Source organism: Scytonema sp. PCC 10023 (assembly GCF_963920835.1).
In the GTDB taxonomy this organism is placed as follows: domain Bacteria; phylum Cyanobacteriota; class Cyanobacteriia; order Cyanobacteriales; family Nostocaceae; genus Kalymmatonema.
Map to the genome: position 1 here is coordinate 13,633 of NZ_CAWUDP010000058.1, position 20,391 is coordinate 34,023.

Annotated in this window: 11 protein-coding genes and 3 pseudogenes; 9 read left to right on the forward strand and 5 right to left on the reverse strand. The window is 40.2% G+C overall.

The features are described from left to right. The first annotated feature begins 515 nt into the window (after nucleotides 1-515). The 4 genes from ACM0OZ_RS29580 (at nucleotide 516) to ACM0OZ_RS29595 (ending at nucleotide 6,174) form a co-directional block, all read left to right on the forward strand. Nucleotides 516-2,540: an iron uptake porin gene (locus tag ACM0OZ_RS29580; protein WP_414586412.1), complete on the forward strand. Its 2,025-nt coding sequence runs from the start codon at nucleotides 516-518 to the stop codon at nucleotides 2,538-2,540. A 337-nt stretch (nucleotides 2,541-2,877) separates the two neighbouring features. Beyond that, entirely contained in the window at nucleotides 2,878-3,453 is a 576-nt protein-coding gene (locus ACM0OZ_RS29585; protein ID WP_414586413.1) for a COP23 domain-containing protein, read from the forward strand. A gap of 22 nt (nucleotides 3,454-3,475) precedes the next feature. Continuing rightward, on the forward strand, nucleotides 3,476-4,345 hold the full coding sequence (locus tag ACM0OZ_RS29590) for a S1 family peptidase (RefSeq protein WP_414586414.1): 870 nt from the start codon (nucleotides 3,476-3,478) through the stop codon (nucleotides 4,343-4,345). Between the two features lie 146 nt (nucleotides 4,346-4,491). Then, nucleotides 4,492-6,174: a tetratricopeptide repeat protein gene (locus ACM0OZ_RS29595; RefSeq protein WP_414586415.1), complete on the forward strand. Its 1,683-nt coding sequence runs from the start codon at nucleotides 4,492-4,494 to the stop codon at nucleotides 6,172-6,174. A 144-nt stretch (nucleotides 6,175-6,318) separates the two neighbouring features. Here the strand turns inward: ACM0OZ_RS29595 and ACM0OZ_RS29600 are convergent, their stop codons facing one another. Beyond that, on the reverse strand, nucleotides 6,319-7,740 hold the full coding sequence (locus tag ACM0OZ_RS29600; protein WP_414586416.1) for a protein kinase domain-containing protein: 1,422 nt from the start codon (nucleotides 7,738-7,740) through the stop codon (nucleotides 6,319-6,321). Between the two features lie 1,016 nt (nucleotides 7,741-8,756). Next, nucleotides 8,757-9,161 (reverse strand): annotated as a pseudogene (locus tag ACM0OZ_RS29605) (class I SAM-dependent methyltransferase); the annotation flags it as partial. 340 nt (nucleotides 9,162-9,501) lie between these two features. On the opposite strand from ACM0OZ_RS29605, the pseudogene ACM0OZ_RS29610 reads away from it, so the two are divergent. The 4 genes and pseudogenes from ACM0OZ_RS29610 to ACM0OZ_RS29625 all read left to right on the forward strand — a co-directional run. After that, nucleotides 9,502-9,963, forward strand: a pseudogene (locus ACM0OZ_RS29610) (RtcB family protein); the annotation flags it as partial. Nucleotides 9,964-10,197: 234 nt separating this feature from the next. Next, nucleotides 10,198-11,007, forward strand: a complete 810-nt coding sequence (locus tag ACM0OZ_RS29615; RefSeq protein ID WP_414586417.1) for a hypothetical protein — start codon at nucleotides 10,198-10,200, stop codon at nucleotides 11,005-11,007. Then, nucleotides 11,007-11,726 (forward strand): annotated as a pseudogene (locus ACM0OZ_RS29620) (RtcB family protein); the annotation flags it as partial. The gene ACM0OZ_RS29615 and the pseudogene ACM0OZ_RS29620, both read left to right, overlap by 1 nt. A gap of 163 nt (nucleotides 11,727-11,889) precedes the next feature. Beyond that, complete coding sequence (locus ACM0OZ_RS29625) at nucleotides 11,890-12,447, forward strand: GNAT family N-acetyltransferase (RefSeq protein WP_414586418.1); 558 nt, start codon at nucleotides 11,890-11,892, stop codon at nucleotides 12,445-12,447. A gap of 141 nt (nucleotides 12,448-12,588) precedes the next feature. On the opposite strand, the gene ACM0OZ_RS29630 is transcribed toward ACM0OZ_RS29625, so the two are convergent. Continuing rightward, nucleotides 12,589-13,866 carry a hypothetical protein gene (locus ACM0OZ_RS29630; RefSeq protein ID WP_414586419.1) on the reverse strand — a complete coding sequence of 426 codons (1,278 nt, stop codon included), beginning with the start codon at nucleotides 13,864-13,866 and terminating at the stop codon, nucleotides 12,589-12,591. Between the two features lie 27 nt (nucleotides 13,867-13,893). Then, nucleotides 13,894-16,233 carry an NACHT domain-containing protein gene (locus ACM0OZ_RS29635; protein ID WP_414586420.1) on the reverse strand — a complete coding sequence of 780 codons (2,340 nt, stop codon included), beginning with the start codon at nucleotides 16,231-16,233 and terminating at the stop codon, nucleotides 13,894-13,896. Between the two features lie 201 nt (nucleotides 16,234-16,434). On the opposite strand from ACM0OZ_RS29635, the gene ACM0OZ_RS29640 reads away from it, so the two are divergent. After that, on the forward strand, nucleotides 16,435-16,617 hold the full coding sequence (locus tag ACM0OZ_RS29640; protein WP_414586421.1) for a hypothetical protein: 183 nt from the start codon (nucleotides 16,435-16,437) through the stop codon (nucleotides 16,615-16,617). A 16-nt stretch (nucleotides 16,618-16,633) separates the two neighbouring features. On the opposite strand, the gene ACM0OZ_RS29645 is transcribed toward ACM0OZ_RS29640, so the two are convergent. Then, nucleotides 16,634-20,302 (reverse strand): NACHT domain-containing protein, encoded by a 3,669-nt coding sequence (locus ACM0OZ_RS29645; protein ID WP_414586422.1) that lies wholly within the window; start codon nucleotides 20,300-20,302, stop codon nucleotides 16,634-16,636. Nucleotides 20,303-20,391 lie beyond the last annotated feature (89 nt).

Below are 20,391 nucleotides of genomic sequence, written 5' to 3' on the forward strand. Positions count from 1 at the left end.
GAAAATTCACTATAGCAATTGTAAATGAATTGTAAAAAATTATTTTTTAAACGTAGACACGTAGCGGCATACCGCAGGCTACCGCCCTACGCCGAAGGCGCATGCCCGGAGGGCTTTAGTCGCCTTAGACGCGCAGCGGCGTGCAGTAGGCTAGGACACCAAGAAAAGAGAGAAGAGAGAATTTTACGAATGATTTAGGATTGCTATATAACTCTTGCGGACTCTACTTGTTCAAATTAAAATTGTTCTGGGATAAAATCTTTTGATTTTGGGGTCATATTTTTAAATTGGGCACATCCAATAAATAAAATACTCAGTTAGCAATAATTATTAAAATTATTGTTTCAGTGTAGACTATTGATTTTTGTTGAGTAATTTATTCCTTGGAAGTTCTTTGCTAAAAATCTTAGCCATCCTGCATTTTGGCAGTTTTTGACCCTTTTTTTTTCAACTTGTGATAAATGCTGGTGATCAGTTTTTCTGATGACTATTTTGTAGTGTGAGAGTTTAAGAAAATGACAGGAATCAAATATTTACTTTTAAGTGGTGCTTCAGCATTTTTCTTGAGTTTATCTATAGCTGCGGCAGAAGCTGTTGAACAACCAATAATAGAAGAAGAAACATTACAAATATTTACACAAACAAATGTAGCTCAATTAAGTGAAAAAGAACCAGTCACATCAGATAAAAAATCAATAGATCGGGTGACTAATGTTTCCCAGCTAAAAGATGAAGAAAATACTCCACAAGACAGCATCGGTCAAGTGACATCCGTATCTCAATTATCGGATGTGCAACCCTCTGACTGGGCATTTGAAGCATTGCAATCTCTCGTAGAACGGTATGGCGTAATTGCTGGTTATCCAAATGGAACCTTCCGGGGAAATCGTGCTATGACACGCTACGAGTTTGCGGCGGGATTAAATGCAGCCTTAGACAAAATTAATCAAATAATTGCTGCTGGTACAGAAAATAATGTCCGTAAAGAGGATTTAGTAACACTGCAGAAACTACAAGAAGAGTTTGCTGCTGAATTAGCTACCTTGCGAGGTCGTGTTGATACTCTTGAAGCTCGCACAGCAGAAATAGAAGCGAATCAATTTTCGACGACAACAGTGTTAGGGGGAGAGGTAATCTTTGGACTAGCAGCTGCATTTGGAGGCGATCCACCAGGGGGATGTAGAAGCTTGCCAGAACCAAATGTTTATGGAGCTAGAGCTGTTGACTGTTCAAATCCCCGTAACCCACAAACTAATACTGTTCTGGCTCACCTGACACGCTTGGGATTAGAGACCTCATTTACTGGTAAAGACCGCTTGCGCACTTATTTAGTAACAGGCAATTTTGATAATGGTGGCTTTACGAATCCTGGGTCACTGAATACTTACATGTCCCGGCTTTCTTACCAAGCAGACTTAGATAACCAGGTGATACTAGACGTGCTGGAGTATCGGTTTCCTGCCTTTGGCGATCGCGTTGTCTTTAGTGTGATTCCTTATGGGTTCAGCTTAAGTAGCATACTCTCAGCTAACTCTCCCTATTTTGATATAGGTAGAGGCTCGATTTCCCGCTTTGGTCAACTTAATCCCATCTTCCAAATTGGTAGCGTATTGGATGCGGGCGTGGGTTTTGACTGGCTGCTGTCCGATAAAGTGCGCTTCCAAGTGGCTTATGGCACTGGAAATAGTGGAGATCCGAATGGAGGAATTATCGGAGCAGACCGTAGTGTTCTGGGAGTGCAGCTGGTAGCAACGCCATTTGACAATGTCATCACTGGATTAACTTATGTAAATGCCTACACGAGTAATGGTGTACTGGGAACTTACACTGGCAGCGTTAACGCGGAAACGACTGGGTTATGGTCTGGGGGAAGACTTCCCGATCAAAGAAGCCCCTTTAATAATAACGACCCTGATGCCGATCCAGGGCTTGGAGTAGAGCTTAGAGATTTCCCTGCTCAAACCCATGCTATTGGTGCAACATTACAATGGCGTTTGGCAAAGAATCTGACCTTTGGTGCTTGGGGAGGTTGGACTTTTACTAACTTCCTAGAGGAGATTCCTGAGTTTGAAGGAGACGATCCCTTCACACCTAATGTGAGAGAGGCTGGAAAGAAACCCTTTGGCAACACGGTGACTTACTTATTTTCTCTCGGTCTTTCCGATCCTTTTGGGCGTGAAGGAGATTTGTTAGCTTTTCTGTTTGGTATGCCGCCCAAATTAGTTGATGCTGGACCGACAACCCCAGGTCAGGCTGTACCTTTTTCTGAACAGGTGGTAAGAGGGGAAGAAAACGTCGTAGTTACTGATAACGATCGCCGACTGTCTCTCCGAGATAACCCCCCTCGACCTGGAGGCACTATAGATCAGTTTGGACGCAAGGATCAAGCTACTTCGCTCCACTTCGAGTTGTTTTACCGCTTCAAAGTCAACAATAACCTCTCGATTACACCTGGCTTTTTCGTTGTCACCAATCCAGGGCATATTGCTGATAACAATACGATTTTTGTAGGTACTATCCGCACTACTTTCCGCTTTTAGAGCCTGTTTGTAAAAAAATAGGTGAATGCGCTGTAACTGAACGTTATTTAATTTAATGCTGCTTTATCTCAGAAAAAGAACATTCCTCTCGCAAAAGCGGTGGGAATGTTCTAAACTGACTGAATCAGTCAAACTCAGTCAGTATGATTAAGTGCTGAACTGCAAGTTCATGACCCACTAAACTCCAGTTGACAAGTTTTATTAAGAAAATTAACAAAAACGAATGCTTTTTATAAAATAATAGTAATAGCTCTGAATATATACTGAAATTAAAATTATGCTTATCATATTAAAAATAATTATATTTTAATATTTTGACATCAGGGGTGAAATGAACATGAAATTCACTTTATTTGTCCAAGTCCTAAGTGCAATAGCAATCACACTAAGTTCTACTGCAATTAATGTTCAACCCAGCTATGCTCAAACAAGTAAATTTTTCTGTGGTATGAGCAGGGGTAATCCAGCAACTCTCGTTAACACCGATAGGGGCAATAAACCAATAATTAGCTGGGTTGATATGGCTTTCCCGCCACCTTGGACACCTTGGCAACGCTGTGAGGCAATATCTGAGCGGTTTAATCGATTCTATGAAAACGGCACACTGAAGTTTATCAGGGCGGGAGAACTCAAGCGTCAACCTGTGTTGTGTGTTGCCAGTTACAGTGGTGGACCTTGTTTGCCTGATGGGGTATTAGTCACTCTTAAACCAGGAACAAACCCCCAGCTTATTCTATATCGGTTGCTGAATAAATCGGTTGCTGGTGGTGGCAGAATGATTGAACTCACAGATAACAATAACAACGTGATTTCCAATGTCGATAATGCCTCCTATCTTGATGTACAAAAGCTGATCGGTGAGGAAAAAGAATTAGGACAATGCCCATCTGGACAACCGATATGGGAATGTTGAGGAAATCGTCAGGTAAACCAACATGAGTTGGCGCTTATTAATTATGGTTGCCTGTATTGGGGGTTTATCAATTTTGTTGCCAGTATTAGCACCACTAAGTTCTAAAGTTATAGTTGAACAACCCTCAAGTCAAGGTTCGACAAAGGAACTACAGCATTTAGCTCAGTCTATTACAGTTAAGGTACTTGCGGGAGGCTTTTTAGGTTCTGGGATTCTGATCAAAGAACAAGGTTCTGTTTATACTGTGGTGACTAATGCCCACGTACTTATTTCGGGAGATCCTCCCTATAGAATTCAAACGCCCGATGGTCGCGTGTATAAAGCTAAACTTCCCAATCAAGCACAGACATTGGATGCGACTTCTTTGAAGAGCAAGGATTTAGCGATTTTACAGTTTTACAGTCCTAGTACCAGATATGATGTAGCATCCCTTGGCTCGGCATTAAATTTGAGTGTGGGGAATCAAGTGTTTGCCGCCGGATTTCCATTTAATGTTGAGGGAACCCAGGATGTAGGTTTTGTTTTCAAAGCAGGTAAAGTTTCCTGGGTCTTAGACAAAGCCTTAGAAGGTGGCTATCGTATTGGGTATACCAATGATATTCAAAAAGGTATGAGTGGGGGACCCCTACTAAATCAGCAAGGAAAGGTAGTGGCTATTAATGGAATACATGCGGAACCTCTTTGGGGCGAGCCTTATACTTATCAAGATGGAACCGAGCCAGAAGCATCCCTACGAAAACGAATGAGTAAATATAGCTGGGGTATTCCGATTGAAACGTTTGTGGAATTAGTGTTACCATCTTTGACAGATTGTAACTCCAGATTTTCATTCACGCATAAATGCGATCGCAAGCTAGTGCAAAAGCAGCAACCAGTTCTACCAGACCATTAGCTTACACGATATTAATTCGGGCAAAAGATTGACTCAAAATGCGTTACCTATAGATTGTAAGTTTTTGTCTTACAACTCGTGGCGCGTTGCTAATTAATTGTAAAGCCGTCAAACGAAGGACGGGGTAAGAGACCCAAGAATTTTCGATGAAGTGTTCTTATGCTCTTCCAGCAGCGTTATTTGGTGCAGCCATCGTATTCATACAGCCTCAATTCGCCGTAGCATTATCTCCCAAACAGGTTAGTGATATTGCTAAACAATTTACCATTCGCATAGATGGAGAAGGTCTTGGCTCGGGGATAATTTTTGAACGCAAAGGGGATAGATATTTTGTTCTCACCAATCGCCATGTTGTGTACAAAGATGGGAGATACGAAATTCTCGCCCCAGATGGCGATCGCTATCCAGTTTACTATAGCCAAGAATTGCCCGGTTTGGATTTGGCAGTATTAGAGTTCATAAGTCAAAAAAATTACAGTACTGCCAAGTTTGGTAACTCTGATCAATTAACAGAGGGAATGACTGTTTATGCAGTGGGTTGGGCTAAGGTACCAGGTTTGGATCAACCCAGTTACCAGTTTACTAAGGGAGACATTCGCAGTCGTTTGCAAAAACCAGATGAAGGTTATGCCCTAGTTTATGACAACGAGGCAATACCAGGGATGAGTGGTGGTCCTTTACTAGATGAAAATGGTTTGGTAGTGGGTATTAATGGGCGAGCTACGGCTCCCGATGGTTCCACAGGGACTGTTTTGCGATTGGGAATTCCTATCAATATATTTGTAGCTGGCAAAGGTAATTTGAGAACGCCAACAATCACCCAACAACCAACTACCCAAAAACCAACTACTACTCAACAACCAACTACCCAAAAACCACCAACAACCAACCGCCAGCAACCAACCAGAACTGCAGCGCGAACTGGCAAACAACAAGCAAGTGCCGAAAGTTTGATTAGCTTAGGTGGAGCTAAAGCTCAAAAAGGAGACTATCAAGCAGCTATTGCCGCCTATGAAGAAGCTTTACAGATTAATCCGAGTCATCCTGATGCTTACTTTCAAAGGGCTATCGCTTACTACGACCTCAAGAATTATCAAGCAGCATTTGAGGATTTAAACCAAGTAGTTCGCCTAACTCCCAATAGTCCTGTTGCTTACATGAACCGGGGTTTAACTCAGGATCTCCTGCAAAGAAATCAGGAAGCTATTAAAGATTATAGTAAAGCTATTAGCCTTAATCCTAATTATGTAGTAGCTTACTTAAACCGAGGAGCGCTCAGAAATGAACTCCAAGACTATCAAAGAGGACTATCTGATTTAAATCAAGCAATTAACCTCAAAGCAGACTATGCTCTTGCTTACTTAAATCGGGGTGATTCCTACATTGGTCTCAAAGATTATAAAAGAGCGATCGCTGATTTAGACGAGGCTATTAAACTCCAACCGAACAATGCTCTTGCTTACTCCAGACGGGGTTTTGCCTATAGACAACTCCAGGAGTATAAAAAAGCAGCTTTGGATTATAACATGGCGATCGGCATCCAACCAGACTTCGCCTCTGCCTATTTTGGCAGAGCTTTTGTCCGTCGCAGACTGCAAGATGATCAAGGTGCCCTTGCCGATTACAGCAAGATAATTAGTATCAGTCCAGAATTTGCAGAAGCTTACTACAATCGTGGTCTGATTCATCGTGATCTAGGAGATAATAAAAAAGCTATTATAGATTTTCAAAAAGCAGCTAATTTATATCAACAACAAAGAAAAAGCGAATATTACCAAGACTCTATTCAAAGAATTAGAGAACTACAAACCAAAAAGCAGTTAAAATAGAAAAGTATTCTGATTAGAGAGACAACAGCTAAAAGTCAGCTACATCAATTTTTCCAGCTACTTCGCACAAAGTGGCACTTTCTCTAGCGATACGCCAATTAATTTTGTTTAGGTAGTTATATCAACTTGAATTGCTCTCAAAGACTAATAAATTTTTAACGAATTAATCATTGCTTGGGCTATTTGTAAATATTTATCATATTCACTTTCTTCTGCTGTATAGGTAATTATATAGACTTGATTATTTTTTAAAGTCCAAATTGCCCTCCTTTTAATATTAGATCCTTCTTCTTTGCCACTATAAATCACTTCATGAGCGGGTAAATTTGATAGTTTCGTAGGATGGGAATCATGAATTCTAGCATTAGCCAGAAATTGGACTATTTCATTAACAGATAAATTTGTATATTCCATTAAAGAAGTAGGTTCTTTCAAATTTTCAACATTGATATTTACCTCTGCTGTCAATTTTTTGCTGCTAATTGTTGGGCTTGGCCAAAATTTAACTACATCTCCTGTAAATGGATCTCCTATTTGTTGAATTTTCCAAGATTGCGGATATTTTATCCTCACGCCATAGGTAGGATTCTCATACATAGAGAATTCTGTATCTGCTGATGAATATTGCTTTTGTGGGTTGAATATTTGTCTGATATGTGGAATTGGCAACACTGCTATGAATAAAATGCTAGCAAGTAGCACTACTGGTATTGCAAATTTTTTGCTTAGTCTCCACTTTTTAGTACTCTTGATATCTGCAATTGCTTGTAACGCTTCACTTGCAGATTGGTAGCGTTCGCGGAAGTCATAGCTTACCATTCTGTCTAAAATATTTATTAAATGAGGTTTAATATCTTTAATATTTATCAGACTTCGCCAAAGAATTGTATTAGTATCGGGATGTCTCGGTAGGTGATCAGGCAAAATGCCTGTAAGAGCTTGGATAGCAATTAACCCGACAGCATAAATATCACTATTAAATTTTGGTTGACCACTATTTTGTTCACATGGCATATAAGCAGGAGTACCAATAGCAATTGTCTTTCCTTGCGAGTTGGCAGCCAAGGCACTGATTTGTTTCACTGCTCCAAAATCAATTAAAACTAACTTACCATCGCTAGTACGTCTGATTAAATTTGCAGGTTTAATATCCCGATGAATAACATTTTGTTGATGGACATACTTGAGTATATTTAATACGTCCTCTAAAAAACTTATTAGCTCTTCTTCACTCCATTTTCTACCTGTTTTTAGTTCTAGGCTAATAACATTACCTTCTATAAATTCCTGAACTAAATAAAAATCTTCATTTTCCTGAAAATGAGCCAAAAGTCGTGGTATTTGCTCGTGGTTGCCTAATTGGTAAAGAACTTGCGCTTCCTGCTCGAATAAACGTCTAGCCGTCTCTAAAAGAAACGGATCGGTAAACTTGGGTTTGAGCCGCTTGACAACGCAATAAGGACTACAAGGTAAATCCTTATCTTTAGCCAGATAAGTCTCAGCAAACCATCCTTCTCCTAATTGTTTAATGATTTGGTAGCGCCCTCGGAGGGTTGTTCCTAACATTCATTTGATCCAAGATTACACATCTTCTGCTTTGAAAAGAGGGAATAGGGAGTGAAGAAAAGTTATTTTTATGCTTTGCTGTGGGACTCTCGTGTAAATAACTAGCTTACCAAAGAGTTGCTTCAGCTTTTACATATCATTATTTGCTAGTTTTGGCAGACGGCTGAGATGGTTATTTTTTCAACTAGGCAATATTCAAGTTAAATATACAATTGCTGCTCAATTCTGATATATTACCTAATTTAGCAGAATTTAGCAGAATTTATATAAGTCAAAAAAATGGGTATCATAGTTAACTAGAGCTAACGCTTATACCAATTCTATGTGAAGCTGCATAGAACTCTAGAATAGAGAATGGGAAAGACTAAAGACCAAAAGCAAACAATAGCACGCCCTTTCAATCTAGAAATATTGGAAAGTGCTAGTATTTGTCCAAAAGTCTCAGCAAGGCTCGGGCATCTGCGGAAAAAGAACGATTGCTTCTTCTGTGGTGGGTCAAAACAGGACCAGTGACACAGCATCAACAATTGAGCCAGAGACTAGGTAGAGATAGCTCAACCGTAACACGGTGCTTACAAAAGTCTTGGCAAGGGGGGCGCTTGGAAATTATTAAAAGTGAAAACATCACCTGGAGCAACTCCCAAGATTACACCAGAAATGCGATTGCCCGTTCGCGTAGCGTGTCCGTAAGGACTCAGGGCTGTGGGCTAAAGCCCAATCACGGCTGGAGGAGAAACTGGAATGTCCTGAGGGGTTCGGTAACTATAAGGAAATCGTAGAGTGGCGCTTAGCAGGAATTCCATGTAGAAGTCAAATATAAGACAATTAATTTTTATTAAAAAATGTTTTTATTTATACATTAATTTTACTAAAGCCATCTTGTATAGAAAGATATTAATAATGATGTATTGTCAGCCATAATAATCTGTCAAACAACATCTTATATGTCAAGTTCATATTAGCTGTTATTAACAGGACGGCAGAGGGTACTGAAAAAGTAAGAGAAGAAAAGACTGATAAGGCGATAAGTCCAAGCCGACGACTTCTGCTTCAGGAAAAGCCTGCTTTAACATCAAAGTTGTGGAACCTGTACCGCACCCCAAATCAAGAATTCGTCGCGGCTGTACTTTGATGTTATCAATTAAAGCCTGACGTACCAAAGTTTCATTAGGCGCGAGAAGGTATTGTGTAATCGGATCGTAACTAACCACCGCACCAGAATTGAGATATCCACGCTCAATTCCATGAAAGTTTTGACTGCTGTAGTATGCTGGAATTGCCACATCACCGCGTCGAAAGCGGCTGCTTTCTGTTTCCCAATCAACACTCTCGGCATATCGCCGCAAAGACTCTTCATCAATAAGCAAACGCATTACAGGGGATAGAAAACGTTCCCAGATTGTATCTTGACGAACTGCCATGGGATTATATTTGAGTTTATTGGGTTTTTTAAGGTAGTGTGATTTTATTTACAAATTTTAATATATCTCTTCAAACTAGTACGCTTCATCTAGCGGAAGAGTGGACATTAATAGATTTTATATATTACAATTGTAATACATCTATTGCTACCTGCTGGGAGTAGCAGTAGGTGATGCCCACCCTTATCTGGTTCTGGTGGGCATCGTCACTTTATAAGCATACGTTTATTAATAAGGACAAAAAAAATGAAAGACTATGAAAAATTGAAATTGCTGTAACTAGCTCATGTAAAAACTCGATTCGGACGAGTCAAATCTAAAATCCAACATACAAATAATTATGCCCTACGAAGAGTTAAAAATTTCAACACCATCACCCGTTCTGTCTTGGGCAAATCACTCCTTGGGACCAGAAGAAACTAAGATGGCGAAGAATGTAGCATCACTGCCATTTGTGTTTAAGCATGTAGCTTTGATGCCAGATGTCCACTTGGGTAAAGGTGCCTTAGTGGGTTCTGTGATTGCGACAAAAGAAGCAATTATTCCCGCTGCTGTCGGCGTGGATATTGGTTGCGGTGTATGTGCTATTAAAACACCATTTAATAGTGAGCAACTAGAAGGTAAGCTGAAGAAAATCCGCTTGGATATTGAAGCAGCAATTCCTACAGGTTTCAACGAAAATAAAGACGTTGAAAAAAGTGCCACCAACTGGCAACGGTGGAGTGATTTCAAAGACTTGCATCAAGGGGTGCAAGATTTACAAGCTAAAGCGATGAAGCAAATGGGTTCTCTGGGAGGGGGTAAAGAATTGCCCCTTACTGTAGCAATACAGTAATCAAAACTCGTCCAAATCGGTGAAGGCTGAGATTGCTAACACCGAGGGAAGTGGTAAAACACCCCGTAGAGAGCAGAGGGACTTGGGCATCCTAGTTAATTAGGATGAAGGTGTGCTCCGAACTATACCGAATAGGAAGGTATAGAACTAAGCAGAAATGACTTGGTCGATTGCAACTTTCATGTGTGATATTGTGGAGTAATGGAAACCACAAATATCAACCTCGATAATCCCCATTACGCCTACTTATTTGGCTTCATTCAAACTGATGGACATCTGTACCAAAACACTCGCGATAGAGGTCGTGTAAGTATAGAGGTCAACAAAAAAGATGAGGACATACTGTGGGCATTCAAGAGCTTGATACCGTTTAATTCATCCATTACTGAGCGTGTGCGTAAAACTAACTTTAGTCAGAATCACACATCAGTTATTTGGAGAGTTTACGATAAAGAATTTCGAGATGTTCTTGAGTTGTGGGGTCTACCGAGTGGTAGGAAGTCAGAGTTAATTAAACCGCCTAGTTGTACCTTCTCTAAAGTGGATTACTTTAGAGGTTTAATAGATGGGGATGGTTCACTTGGACTTACCTCAAAAGGGTTTCCCTTTCTATCTCTGGTTACGTCTAGTTCATACATTACTGTTGAGTATGTAGAATTAATTAACCAGATTACTGGTAAAGCTAAGACCTCTAATAGGAATGTTAGAGATAACATTTACAACATAGTGGTTTACAAAGAAGACGCTCAGATATTAGCAAGGCACTTGTACTATGATGGTTGTCTAGCGTTATCTAGAAAGCAAATCAAGGCTAGTGAAGTGCTGAGTTGGAGACGTCCTCCTGGTATGAAGCAGGTGAACAATAGAAAGTTTTGGACACCTGAAGAAGATGAATTTATTACTACCCATTCGGTTGAGTGTTCGATGAAAGTGTTAGGCAGAAGTCGAAACAGTATTGAACTTAGACTGTGGAGACTTAGCAAGCTTAACAAGCAATTAGTAACAAATTGAATCATTTCATCGAGGTTTGCCTCGATACAGAGAACCAAGTTTGGCTGATGCTGCATTCTGGTTCCCGCAACATCGGCAATAAATTAGCACAGTGCCACATTAACACAGCTAAAGAATTAGCAAAAATGGCGGGTAATAAATTGCCTGATCCTGATTTAGCTCATTTTGTGGCTGGTACGCCAGAATTCCAGGCATACTGGCATGATTTGCAGTGGGCACAGAATTATGCGCGTTTCAATCGTGAGGTGATGATGGCACGTTTCCAGCGCATTGTCGAAAAGCATTTGGCAGGTGGTAAAGCAATTAAGCCTTTATTAGAAGTGAATTGCCATCACAATTACGCTGAAAAAGAAGTCCATTTTGGCGAGGATGTCTACGTCACTCGTAAAGGTGCAGTCCGTGCAACAGAAGAAGACTATGGCATTATTCCCGGTTCAATGGGGGCTAAATCCTACATTGTTAAGGGTAAAGGTAGTGCTAATAGTTTTTGCAGTTGCTCCCACGGTGCAGGACGTTTACTGTCTCGTGCGAAGGCAAAAAATGTCTATACACTAGATGATTTGATTGAGCAAACAAAGGGCGTAGAGTGCCGTAAAGATACAGGCGTTTTGGATGAAATTCCAAGCGCTTACAAACCGATAGAAGAAGTTATGGAGAATCAAGCGGATTTAGTCGAAGTTGTAGCAACTTTGAAGCAAGTTGTTTGCGTGAAGGGTTAAATCATGGGGTGAGCATTGCCCATCCTAGTTTTTCAAAAATTTTAAGGAGAAGTTATGATTTTTGATAAATGATTGATAAAAAAAAGGCGATGGCGCAGAGCGCCCGCGCTCGTCCTCGGGACACGCTACGCGATCGCAATTTTAACGAGGAGCAAAATGTAGGATGATCTCTGATAGTGCAAAGAGCCAATTTCCGCAACTAGAAACCAAAAATCTCATATTGAGGGCAACCAATTTGTCTGATGCAGAAGCCATTTTTCAGGTTTTTGCTAATGAAGACGTAACTAAATATCACGATCTAGAACCTCCTACAAGTATCGAACAAGTGAAAGGTTTGATTCATCGTAGGTCAGAACGTTTCCAAAGTAAACAGGGAATTCGTTGGGGAATAGCTAGAAAAAACGATAATGTCATCATTGGCTCTTGCGGTTATCGCTACAAGAACTCTTTTTTGGGAGAAATTGGCTATGAGCTTGCAAGAGCTTATTGGCGACAAGGTATTATGACAGAAGCACTCTTTGCTGTCATTGAGTTTGGATTTCAAGCGATCGCATTGAATCGAATTGAGGCGATGGTGATGCTGGAAAACACAGCATCTGTTAAGTTGTTGCAAAAATTAGGATTTCTAGAGGAAGGTATTCTTAGAGAATATGGTTACTGGAAGGGTCAATTTCATGACTTGAGAATATTTTCTTTGTTGAAAAAAGATTATCAGTTATAAAACTTAGCCTCTCAGGAGTGACATACCAGTGAGACAGAAAAAGAATTTGGGAAATTGTTTCAATGCTACAAGAAGAGGAATTTTGTCAATGCGTAAGTCCTAATTACTTTGAAAATTTTGCCGAATATCTTGCTGTCTTAGCTATTTTTCTTGGGGTTCTGCATTTACATTCTCTATAATTTGTTGGCTATTATCTCCTTGTAATGCCTGCACACTACCGTGAACAGTGCTATCTTGGATATTTTGTATAATTCTATAGTTGATTAGAGGCTGTACCTCTTTACAGTGCCTACTTTTTGCTAGTTCAATTATTATTGATGGTTGTGGTGGAATCCAGGTATTACGACGAGTTAAAGCCTCAGCTTCTAATAAAAACTGCTTCAATTTATCCTTTTGCTCTGGTAATTCACTTATGATTCGCCGAATTGCCTCACAAGCTTTGGGTGTACCACGGTTTTTTAGACGTTGTGGAATATAATTTCTCCAGAGTAGGATATCATTATTTGATGTCATTACATTCGCTTTTACCCCTTGAAGTTCTTCAGATGAAGGACCGTCTTCTGGGAATTTTTCAACAGAAGGATATTGCTTGACAAGAAAAATATATAAATCTGCTATATATTCTTCTTTTAATCTTTTTTCTAAACTGCCTTCGTATGAGAGAAGAAAGGATAATGACCCAATAACCTCTCGACCAAATTCTAGGTCTTGTTGAATTGCAGACCAAACAACCAACCAGCCTGCATCATCTGCATAATTTATCAAGGCTTTTGCTGCAGCAAGTGCTTTGGCTCTTACTTCCCCATCTTTAGGAATTGGTAAAGAAAGTAGCGATTCTGCAAAAATTTTAGCGCTATCAACTTTGTGTTTTATAAGCTCCTCAAGGAGAGTATCAAAACTTTGATGTCTTAAATTTTTATCCTGCACTTTCTCAAAAATAGCACTTGCTAACTTTTCGTTCCAACATTTTTCTACTGTACGATGAATAAAAATACATCCATGTTCCTGATTTTCCTGGTCAATCAAAAGCATCAAGGTATTAATTATTTCATCTGGTGCATTTTGATATGTAATGCTTAAAATTTCTTGATGAATATTTTGGCTTTTCTCATCACCTTCTTTGGGATAGTCAAGTATAAGTGATGCCCATTTTTGCCAAATATGAGCAGGGATGGTAGATATATGCTCTGGATCTTCTTCTAGAATTAACCGTATGGCTTTATAACCAGCTATTGCAGAGTAATAAAAAGTATTTGTTCCCAGCCATTTATGAGTTTCTGGATTTCCTTTATCTATATATACTTTTGCTGCTTCTACGATTCTTGCTTTTATTAATGATTCAGCTTCTTTCCAACCAGGAAGGGTTGTTAAATCAGATTTACACAAAAGCACATCATCATAGTATTGACTATCTGGCATCAGTGTCATCTCTTGACATAGAAGACACTATGAATCGATATTCCCAGATTCAAACTGATCTAAAAGTTTGATAATTCTTTCTTTTGGAAGTGGATCTAAAAGCTGTTGATTATGACTTTGCTGCCGTTTCAAGTCTTCGAGGTAATATGTTCTTGCTTCCTCTGCTTGTAGAGAACCCAATTCAACGGGGTCAATTAGTCCTGCAAATTGTATTTTTAATATGGGAATATCTTGACAAGCTGTAAGTATTAAATTGACTTGTTCTGGGTCATATCTTTTGAAAAGACGCAATGTTAGTTTTGACCAATTTTCCTGAATTGCATCAGTTTTAGATTCTCTAACTTTTCCCAAAAACCATACAAAATCTTTATCTATTATTGGAAACCTATAGCTTAAAGTCAATATATTTTCTTCCGTATCTGCTTCGGAGATAATCTGAACTATTATTTCTAGGATTTGGCGACGTTTATCTTCATTTTTTATTAAAGCATCTTCAAAAGTTGATTGTTGATTGTTATAAGAATGGTTATCTATTATTGTTTCATGATTTTTTAATCTAAAATAAACCACACTGGCGAACAGTTTGAGTATATCTGGATTATCGATATATTCCCAAGCTTTAAGTATTATTGTATCTGACAGTCGATTGAAAGGGTAATGTTGATTATATCTTCTGGGTTGTTTTTCAACCCATGCTAAAGCGACTGGTAAATCATCTAATTTCATTTGTAGTGCAACTTCTTTCGCTACAAAATCTTGATAGGTTCCGCCCCTAGTATTTTTCTTCGGCTGCGTAATTATATTAAACAATTCTACTGTAGTTAAATTATTGGGATAAACAGCACGAAGACCATAACCCCTAAGCTCGTCTTCAGTATCATCCCCAACTTCGCCAAATGCTAATGGTTTTAATCTTGCCTTCGTTTCTTCATCACCAATTTGACAGATAGTATCTGCCGCATTGACCCTAAGCCAATAAGCTTGTTCGGGGGCAAGGGCAACATTTACCAAGTCTTCTTGAAGAGATTTAACCTTACATTGTTGTGCAATTTCTATTGCTACATATCGCGCTGTTTCGTTCTTAGTTATATCACAAATATACGCTTGAAGTTGTGCCGCTAAGTTTTGATCTTTAAGATGGATATAAGCTCCAAATCTAGGCTCGTAAACTAATTTATCTTCATCATAAAGTTTTAACAAAGACTTAACCAAATTTGCTTTAACTGTATCGTCGGCAGTAGCAACGCTGCTGTTTAATAAAATATCTGGGTTTGTCTTCATCACCTCCTGAAAAACTTCTTGATTCATACTCGATAACCAAGCTGCTGTTTCATGAAGTTGGGGAACCAATTTGCTATCAGAATCCCCAGGATGAACTATTAAGCTCATCATTTGCTCTAAAGTTAATTGACGGTGTTGCAAATACCAAGCTGCAAGAAACTCTGCATAAGTTTGGTGTGCCCATCCCATGCGATGAGAGCCACGAGAAGAAAATAATGCTGTAGATAATGCTTCTCTAACAGCTTCTTCTGTGACAGAAAATCCGTCTCCCAAAGCAAATTCTGTTCCACTCATTAACTCGCGTATTACAACATCTTCTTGTGGAACATCACCCTGATCTATGTTCATCCAAACAGCATATCGATTGCAGAAGACTGTTACAGCTGCAATACGAGCCGCAATAACCATTCTTTGGTCAGCAGTTAAGTTACCAGTGAGCCGAGCATCACGGCGATTTTGGTTAGTTTCTTCGCATAACAATCGACAACCTTGTAAATATAGTTCTGTTTGCTGGGTAGGTAAGCTACCGTTTTTGTGGTACGTATTCAGCAAAAATTTGAGTGTAATCGGTTTAATCGCTAGTGGTGCAACTTCTTGTTGTTCAATGGCTTGAAAAAAGGCATTCTCGTCTAAACCTTCTGCTTGTGCAGCCGAAGCAATATCTACCCGACGTAAGGGGGCTAACTCGTAAACTCCTACAGCCTCTTTTCCCCAAAGTTTTGTCAAATCTTGTTCAAGGCTATTAGGCCAATCAGCAGTTCTACAAGTAATGCGAAAATATAAGCGTTCTATATGATCTGAGTAATTAGACAACTCGCCTGCTAATAATCCTGCTAAGTTATTAATTCTCAGCAGACACTCGTCTAAACTATCGAGAAAAATATAAACCCGATGATTTCCCCGTATCCAAGCATCAAAAATAGGATTTTCAAAAAGCCTGCGAACTAATCTGTCTTCGCTGCTGTATTCACGAAGATTTAACCTGAGTACTTGAGAACCTTCTTCTTTGATTTTGGCATCAATTATTTTTTGTTCTGCTTCAATAGCGAAGCTCTTGCCAATTCCTGGTTCCCCTAGTAATGTCAAGCAGGGTATATGAGCGATCGCATCGAATGTAACTAAATCTGGATTGAAATAACGCCCAAAGTCTGTATCTGGGTCATATAAATAACCAAAGCCTGTCAGATTAATCTTACCTGACCTTGGACACCAAAACCTTTTCCAATCGTAAGCTTGGGGCATTACTGGGAGTTAACAGCTTGATACATTAGCCATTTTAATCACAATTTGGCATTGACGTCAGGAAGTATCAATTGCTTACATTTATTTGTCATTACCATTGCGATCGCACAGATGGTAATCGCTGTGTTCTGGGAAATAGGCGATCACTCTTTTCACACCTCAGCGATCACGACTTTATCCAGTAGTACCAATGCGATCGCCCTATCCGTAAGTCCCTTTACGGTATAATTTAGTGATGCAGGTTCTACGGCTGCTTTAAGGAGTGGGGTTCACCAACTTCTCCGCCGACTTCTCTGGCAAAGGCTTCTGCTTTTTGGCGATCGCTAAAGCTAGCAACTTGTACAGAAGGTTTACCCGTCTTCTGTCTGTTGGAAACAGAATACGCATCTGCACAGTATTTGCTGCGAACCTCTTCCACAGTTCTATCATCAATGAATACGGGAAAGAATGCAGTGTCAGGGTCTGCTGATTTATCACCGCAGGACGCTTGAGGAAACTCGAATTTGTACGAGCTGGTTGATGTAGATGGTGATTGAGAAACTGTGGGAGAAGGTGTCGTCTGTGCTGGTGTAGGGGGTGGTTGAGACGCTACGGAAGTAGGGGTCACTTCTGGCAGTTTAGGTAGTTTGGCTGGTTCTTCAACTTGGGGAGAAGCAGAAACTTCAGAAGCCCGAGTTGCAAAGGATTGATTGTTGGACCAGACATATCGTTCACAGGTCGTCCTGGCTTCTTTAGCAACATCGGTTGCAGGTTTGGTGAGAATAGGGTGATAGCGTAGGCGATTACAGGCGGTTTCAAGCCAGGAATCCAATGCAACTTCATACATACGGACGCTTAAATCATCACCGGAAATACTCACAATTTTCTTCCCGTCTGGGCTAAAGTCAAGCTTTGTACTCGGATCAGCAACAGAATTTGTTTGAGCATTAGTAATTGCATTGATGTTCTGCTCCGCACCAACTTGTTCACCTTGCAAATTCCAAACTAAATTCGTTGCTACTACACCACCCCAGTTTCCGACTCCCCTAGCTATGATGTGTTTTCCATCTGAACTAAATGCTACAGCTCGTAGGCTTGTAATTCCTGAAGGTACGCTGAACCGAGAATCAGATCCCAATGGTTGTAATTTCTCCCCGGTTATTAAATCATCTTGGGCATTCCACACCCTAACAATGTTATCTTCACTAAAACTGACAAAATGTTTTCCGTCGAGAGTGAATTTTACAGAGGTAACTGCTGTGGTTGGGATTCGCATTAGTTTACTAGTTGGTCGCAGAGGTGCTGAATCCCACAGGGGTTGTGCATTCCAGATCTGAATTGTGCCATCTTGACTTGCACTAGCAATACGTTGCCCATTAGGACTAAATTCAACGGATGTAACCTGTTCTGTATGTCCTTGAGATGGACCTGAAATATATTGACCTTTCTGGTTCAATAGCCGAACTCTACCATCTACTGTTCCGGCAACAATAGTTTGCCCATTAGGACTAATCGCTGCTGAACTAATCCCATCTTTTTCTGGTAGTGGCAAGGATTTTCTGGCAGAACTACCGTCTAATTCCCATAAATTTATACTGCCAAATAGTCCACCAATAACTTGCTTGCCATCTCTACTAAATGCAAAATATCCTTCTCCCTCCCCCTCGACTGTAAAAAGTTCCCAGACTAAACTTTTGGGATTTTGAGGTAGCATACCAACAGAGCTTCCTCGTAGATTCCATATATATGGCGTACTTCGATCATAACTGATAGCATGTTGTCCGTCTGGACTGAATGTAGGTGTCATGCTTTTTTTGGGAGGTTTAAATGGCCCTTCTCTAAGATTTCCTTTTAAGTCCAACAGCCATACCGTACTATCCACATCACCAACCATGATATGTTGGTTGTTTGGACTAAACGCTACGCTTATGCTGGCGGGCACTTCAGGATGAGCTTGAGCTTCTGGCACTTGGATGCGTTTAATAATATTTCCTTTTAAATTCCACAGTCGCACTGTGCCGTCATTACTGCCAGTTACAATGTACTGTCCATCAGGACTAAGTGCTACAGAGCTAATTTCAGCTTTAGGGACGCGCAGGATATTTTCCTCGCGACTAGACAGGAGAGCGTTAAACAGACTTTTTTGAACTGATTTAGGAGTTTTCGCATCCCTGAAGCTGATGAAGGGAGAATGACTCAAGCCAAAAGCGCTGATTGCATATACTAGACCTTCTGTAGGGTTGTTAGTTAACAAGGCTTCAGCTGCTGATGCATACTGCTCCATACGTCGTTGTGCTGCTTGTCGTAGCTGATAGCCAGCAAAAATAGCAGTTGTTCCTGCGAATACAGCTAGAGTTACACCAACAACAGCCACAATCCTTGCTTTTCGCAATTGTCGATCCCGCAATCCCAAACTAGCATCAATAAACTGGTTCGCCGTCTTGCCAAACCCACCGAAAACTTGATTAAAAGTTGCATCTCCTCGAAGTTCCAGAACTTTCTCTAACTTCGAGCCAGCCCACAGTTCATCTTCAGCTTTAGAAGCTTCCCAGCGTTCCACATCATCATTTAATCGGTTACGAAGCGCTATGCTGTTACGATTTTCTTTTATCCAAGTATTCAACGTTGTCCATGAAGTAAGCAGCGTTTCATGGGCAATTTCTATGGTAGATTGCTGGGATTGCAAGGGGCGATCACTCACTAACAAATTATTATTAATCAACTTAACCAGCACACCTTGTTCAAGCTCATCGTTAAACTCAGAACGAAGCGCCCGTCTGCGAACTGGCTTCCACTCAGTACCAGAGCCTTCATCCCCACCAACATCAACCAGTTTGAGGAAGATTCTCTGAGTAGCAATTTTTTCCTGTGCTGATAAATCCTCATAAATTTTATCCACCCGTTGCTGAAGCGCACCTCTGACTCCGCCCAACTTCCGATAGGTACTGATATTCAATGTGCGGTCATTAATACTACCAATTTTTGCTTCCGTTTCCCATAGTAGATTCAGCGTGTACTGCAATAAAGGCAAATAACCTGCTTGCCCCTGCACATCTTTAATAATTTCCTCAACTAGCCCTGTTTCAAAAACGACTCCATGATGAGCAGCAGGTTGTTCTATCGCCAAACGCAACTCATCCAGTTGCATTTCTGCAATCAGCGGACGATGCTTGTCTGTAGCTTTCACCAATGCTGGATAGGGGCTTAACTTGTCAAGAAAATCAGCCCGCATCGTTGCTATGATTTTGACTGAAGGCAGCTTGGCTTTGGCTAGTTGTAGCAAACTGGCGATAAAGCGATCGCGTTTTTCTGATTCACTGGTAGTAAATAGTTCCTCAAACTGGTCAATAAAGATGAACCAATAATCATCAGCTTGCTTTAGCCTTGTTACTACTTGAGTTAATGTGTCAGCTTTAGCCTCACGGGCGATTTGGGCTTGATTTTGCGTATTTTTACTAAGTAAACTAGCATATAAAGATTCAAACGGGTCTTGGTCAGGGGTAAATATCAGGTTAACTAATCGCGTTCCGTATTTTCTGGAAAGCCAGGGAACCAAACCTGCACGCACTACCGATGATTTACCACTACCACTAGCACCCAAAAGTAAAACTAGGTTAGTTTGTTCTAGCTCATTTACTAAACTTGTAAGAAATTGGTCACGGCCAAAAAACAGGTCTTTATCTTCTGGTTCAAATTTCTTTAAACCTTTGTACGGAGAAGTTTCTATAAATTCACGGGTTTTAATCTCATCAACAGAAATTTGCAAAATTTCAGTCTTATTAAAAGTGACAACGTTGCTGTCACCCTGAATTTGGATATTATCACCTATTGCAGCCTGCATCCCGCCACCCAAAGTAGTATTTTCTACCTGCTGCTGAATCATTGGCTTAGGTATGGGTAGCAAATTTTTATCGGAATGCTCTTGCTGGCTCATAAGCTATTCCCAATCAAATTCTCCTTGAAAATTGACATTTCAGATTAACACGTTATAACTCTCAAGTATTTTATAATACTTCCACATTT

Coding starts and splice junctions, on each gene's coding strand:
- ACM0OZ_RS29580 (WP_414586412.1), top strand. CDS start 516: ATGACAGGAATCAAATATTTACTTTTAAGTGGTGCTTCAGCATTTTTC.
- ACM0OZ_RS29585 (WP_414586413.1), top strand. CDS start 2,878: ATGAAATTCACTTTATTTGTCCAAGTCCTAAGTGCAATAGCAATCACA.
- ACM0OZ_RS29590 (WP_414586414.1), top strand. CDS start 3,476: ATGAGTTGGCGCTTATTAATTATGGTTGCCTGTATTGGGGGTTTATCA.
- ACM0OZ_RS29595 (WP_414586415.1), top strand. CDS start 4,492: ATGAAGTGTTCTTATGCTCTTCCAGCAGCGTTATTTGGTGCAGCCATC.
- ACM0OZ_RS29600 (WP_414586416.1), bottom strand. CDS start 7,740: ATGTTAGGAACAACCCTCCGAGGGCGCTACCAAATCATTAAACAATTA.
- ACM0OZ_RS29615 (WP_414586417.1), top strand. CDS start 10,198: ATGGAAACCACAAATATCAACCTCGATAATCCCCATTACGCCTACTTA.
- ACM0OZ_RS29625 (WP_414586418.1), top strand. CDS start 11,890: ATGATCTCTGATAGTGCAAAGAGCCAATTTCCGCAACTAGAAACCAAA.
- ACM0OZ_RS29630 (WP_414586419.1), bottom strand. CDS start 13,866: ATGCCAGATAGTCAATACTATGATGATGTGCTTTTGTGTAAATCTGAT.
- ACM0OZ_RS29645 (WP_414586422.1), bottom strand. CDS start 20,302: ATGAGCCAGCAAGAGCATTCCGATAAAAATTTGCTACCCATACCTAAG.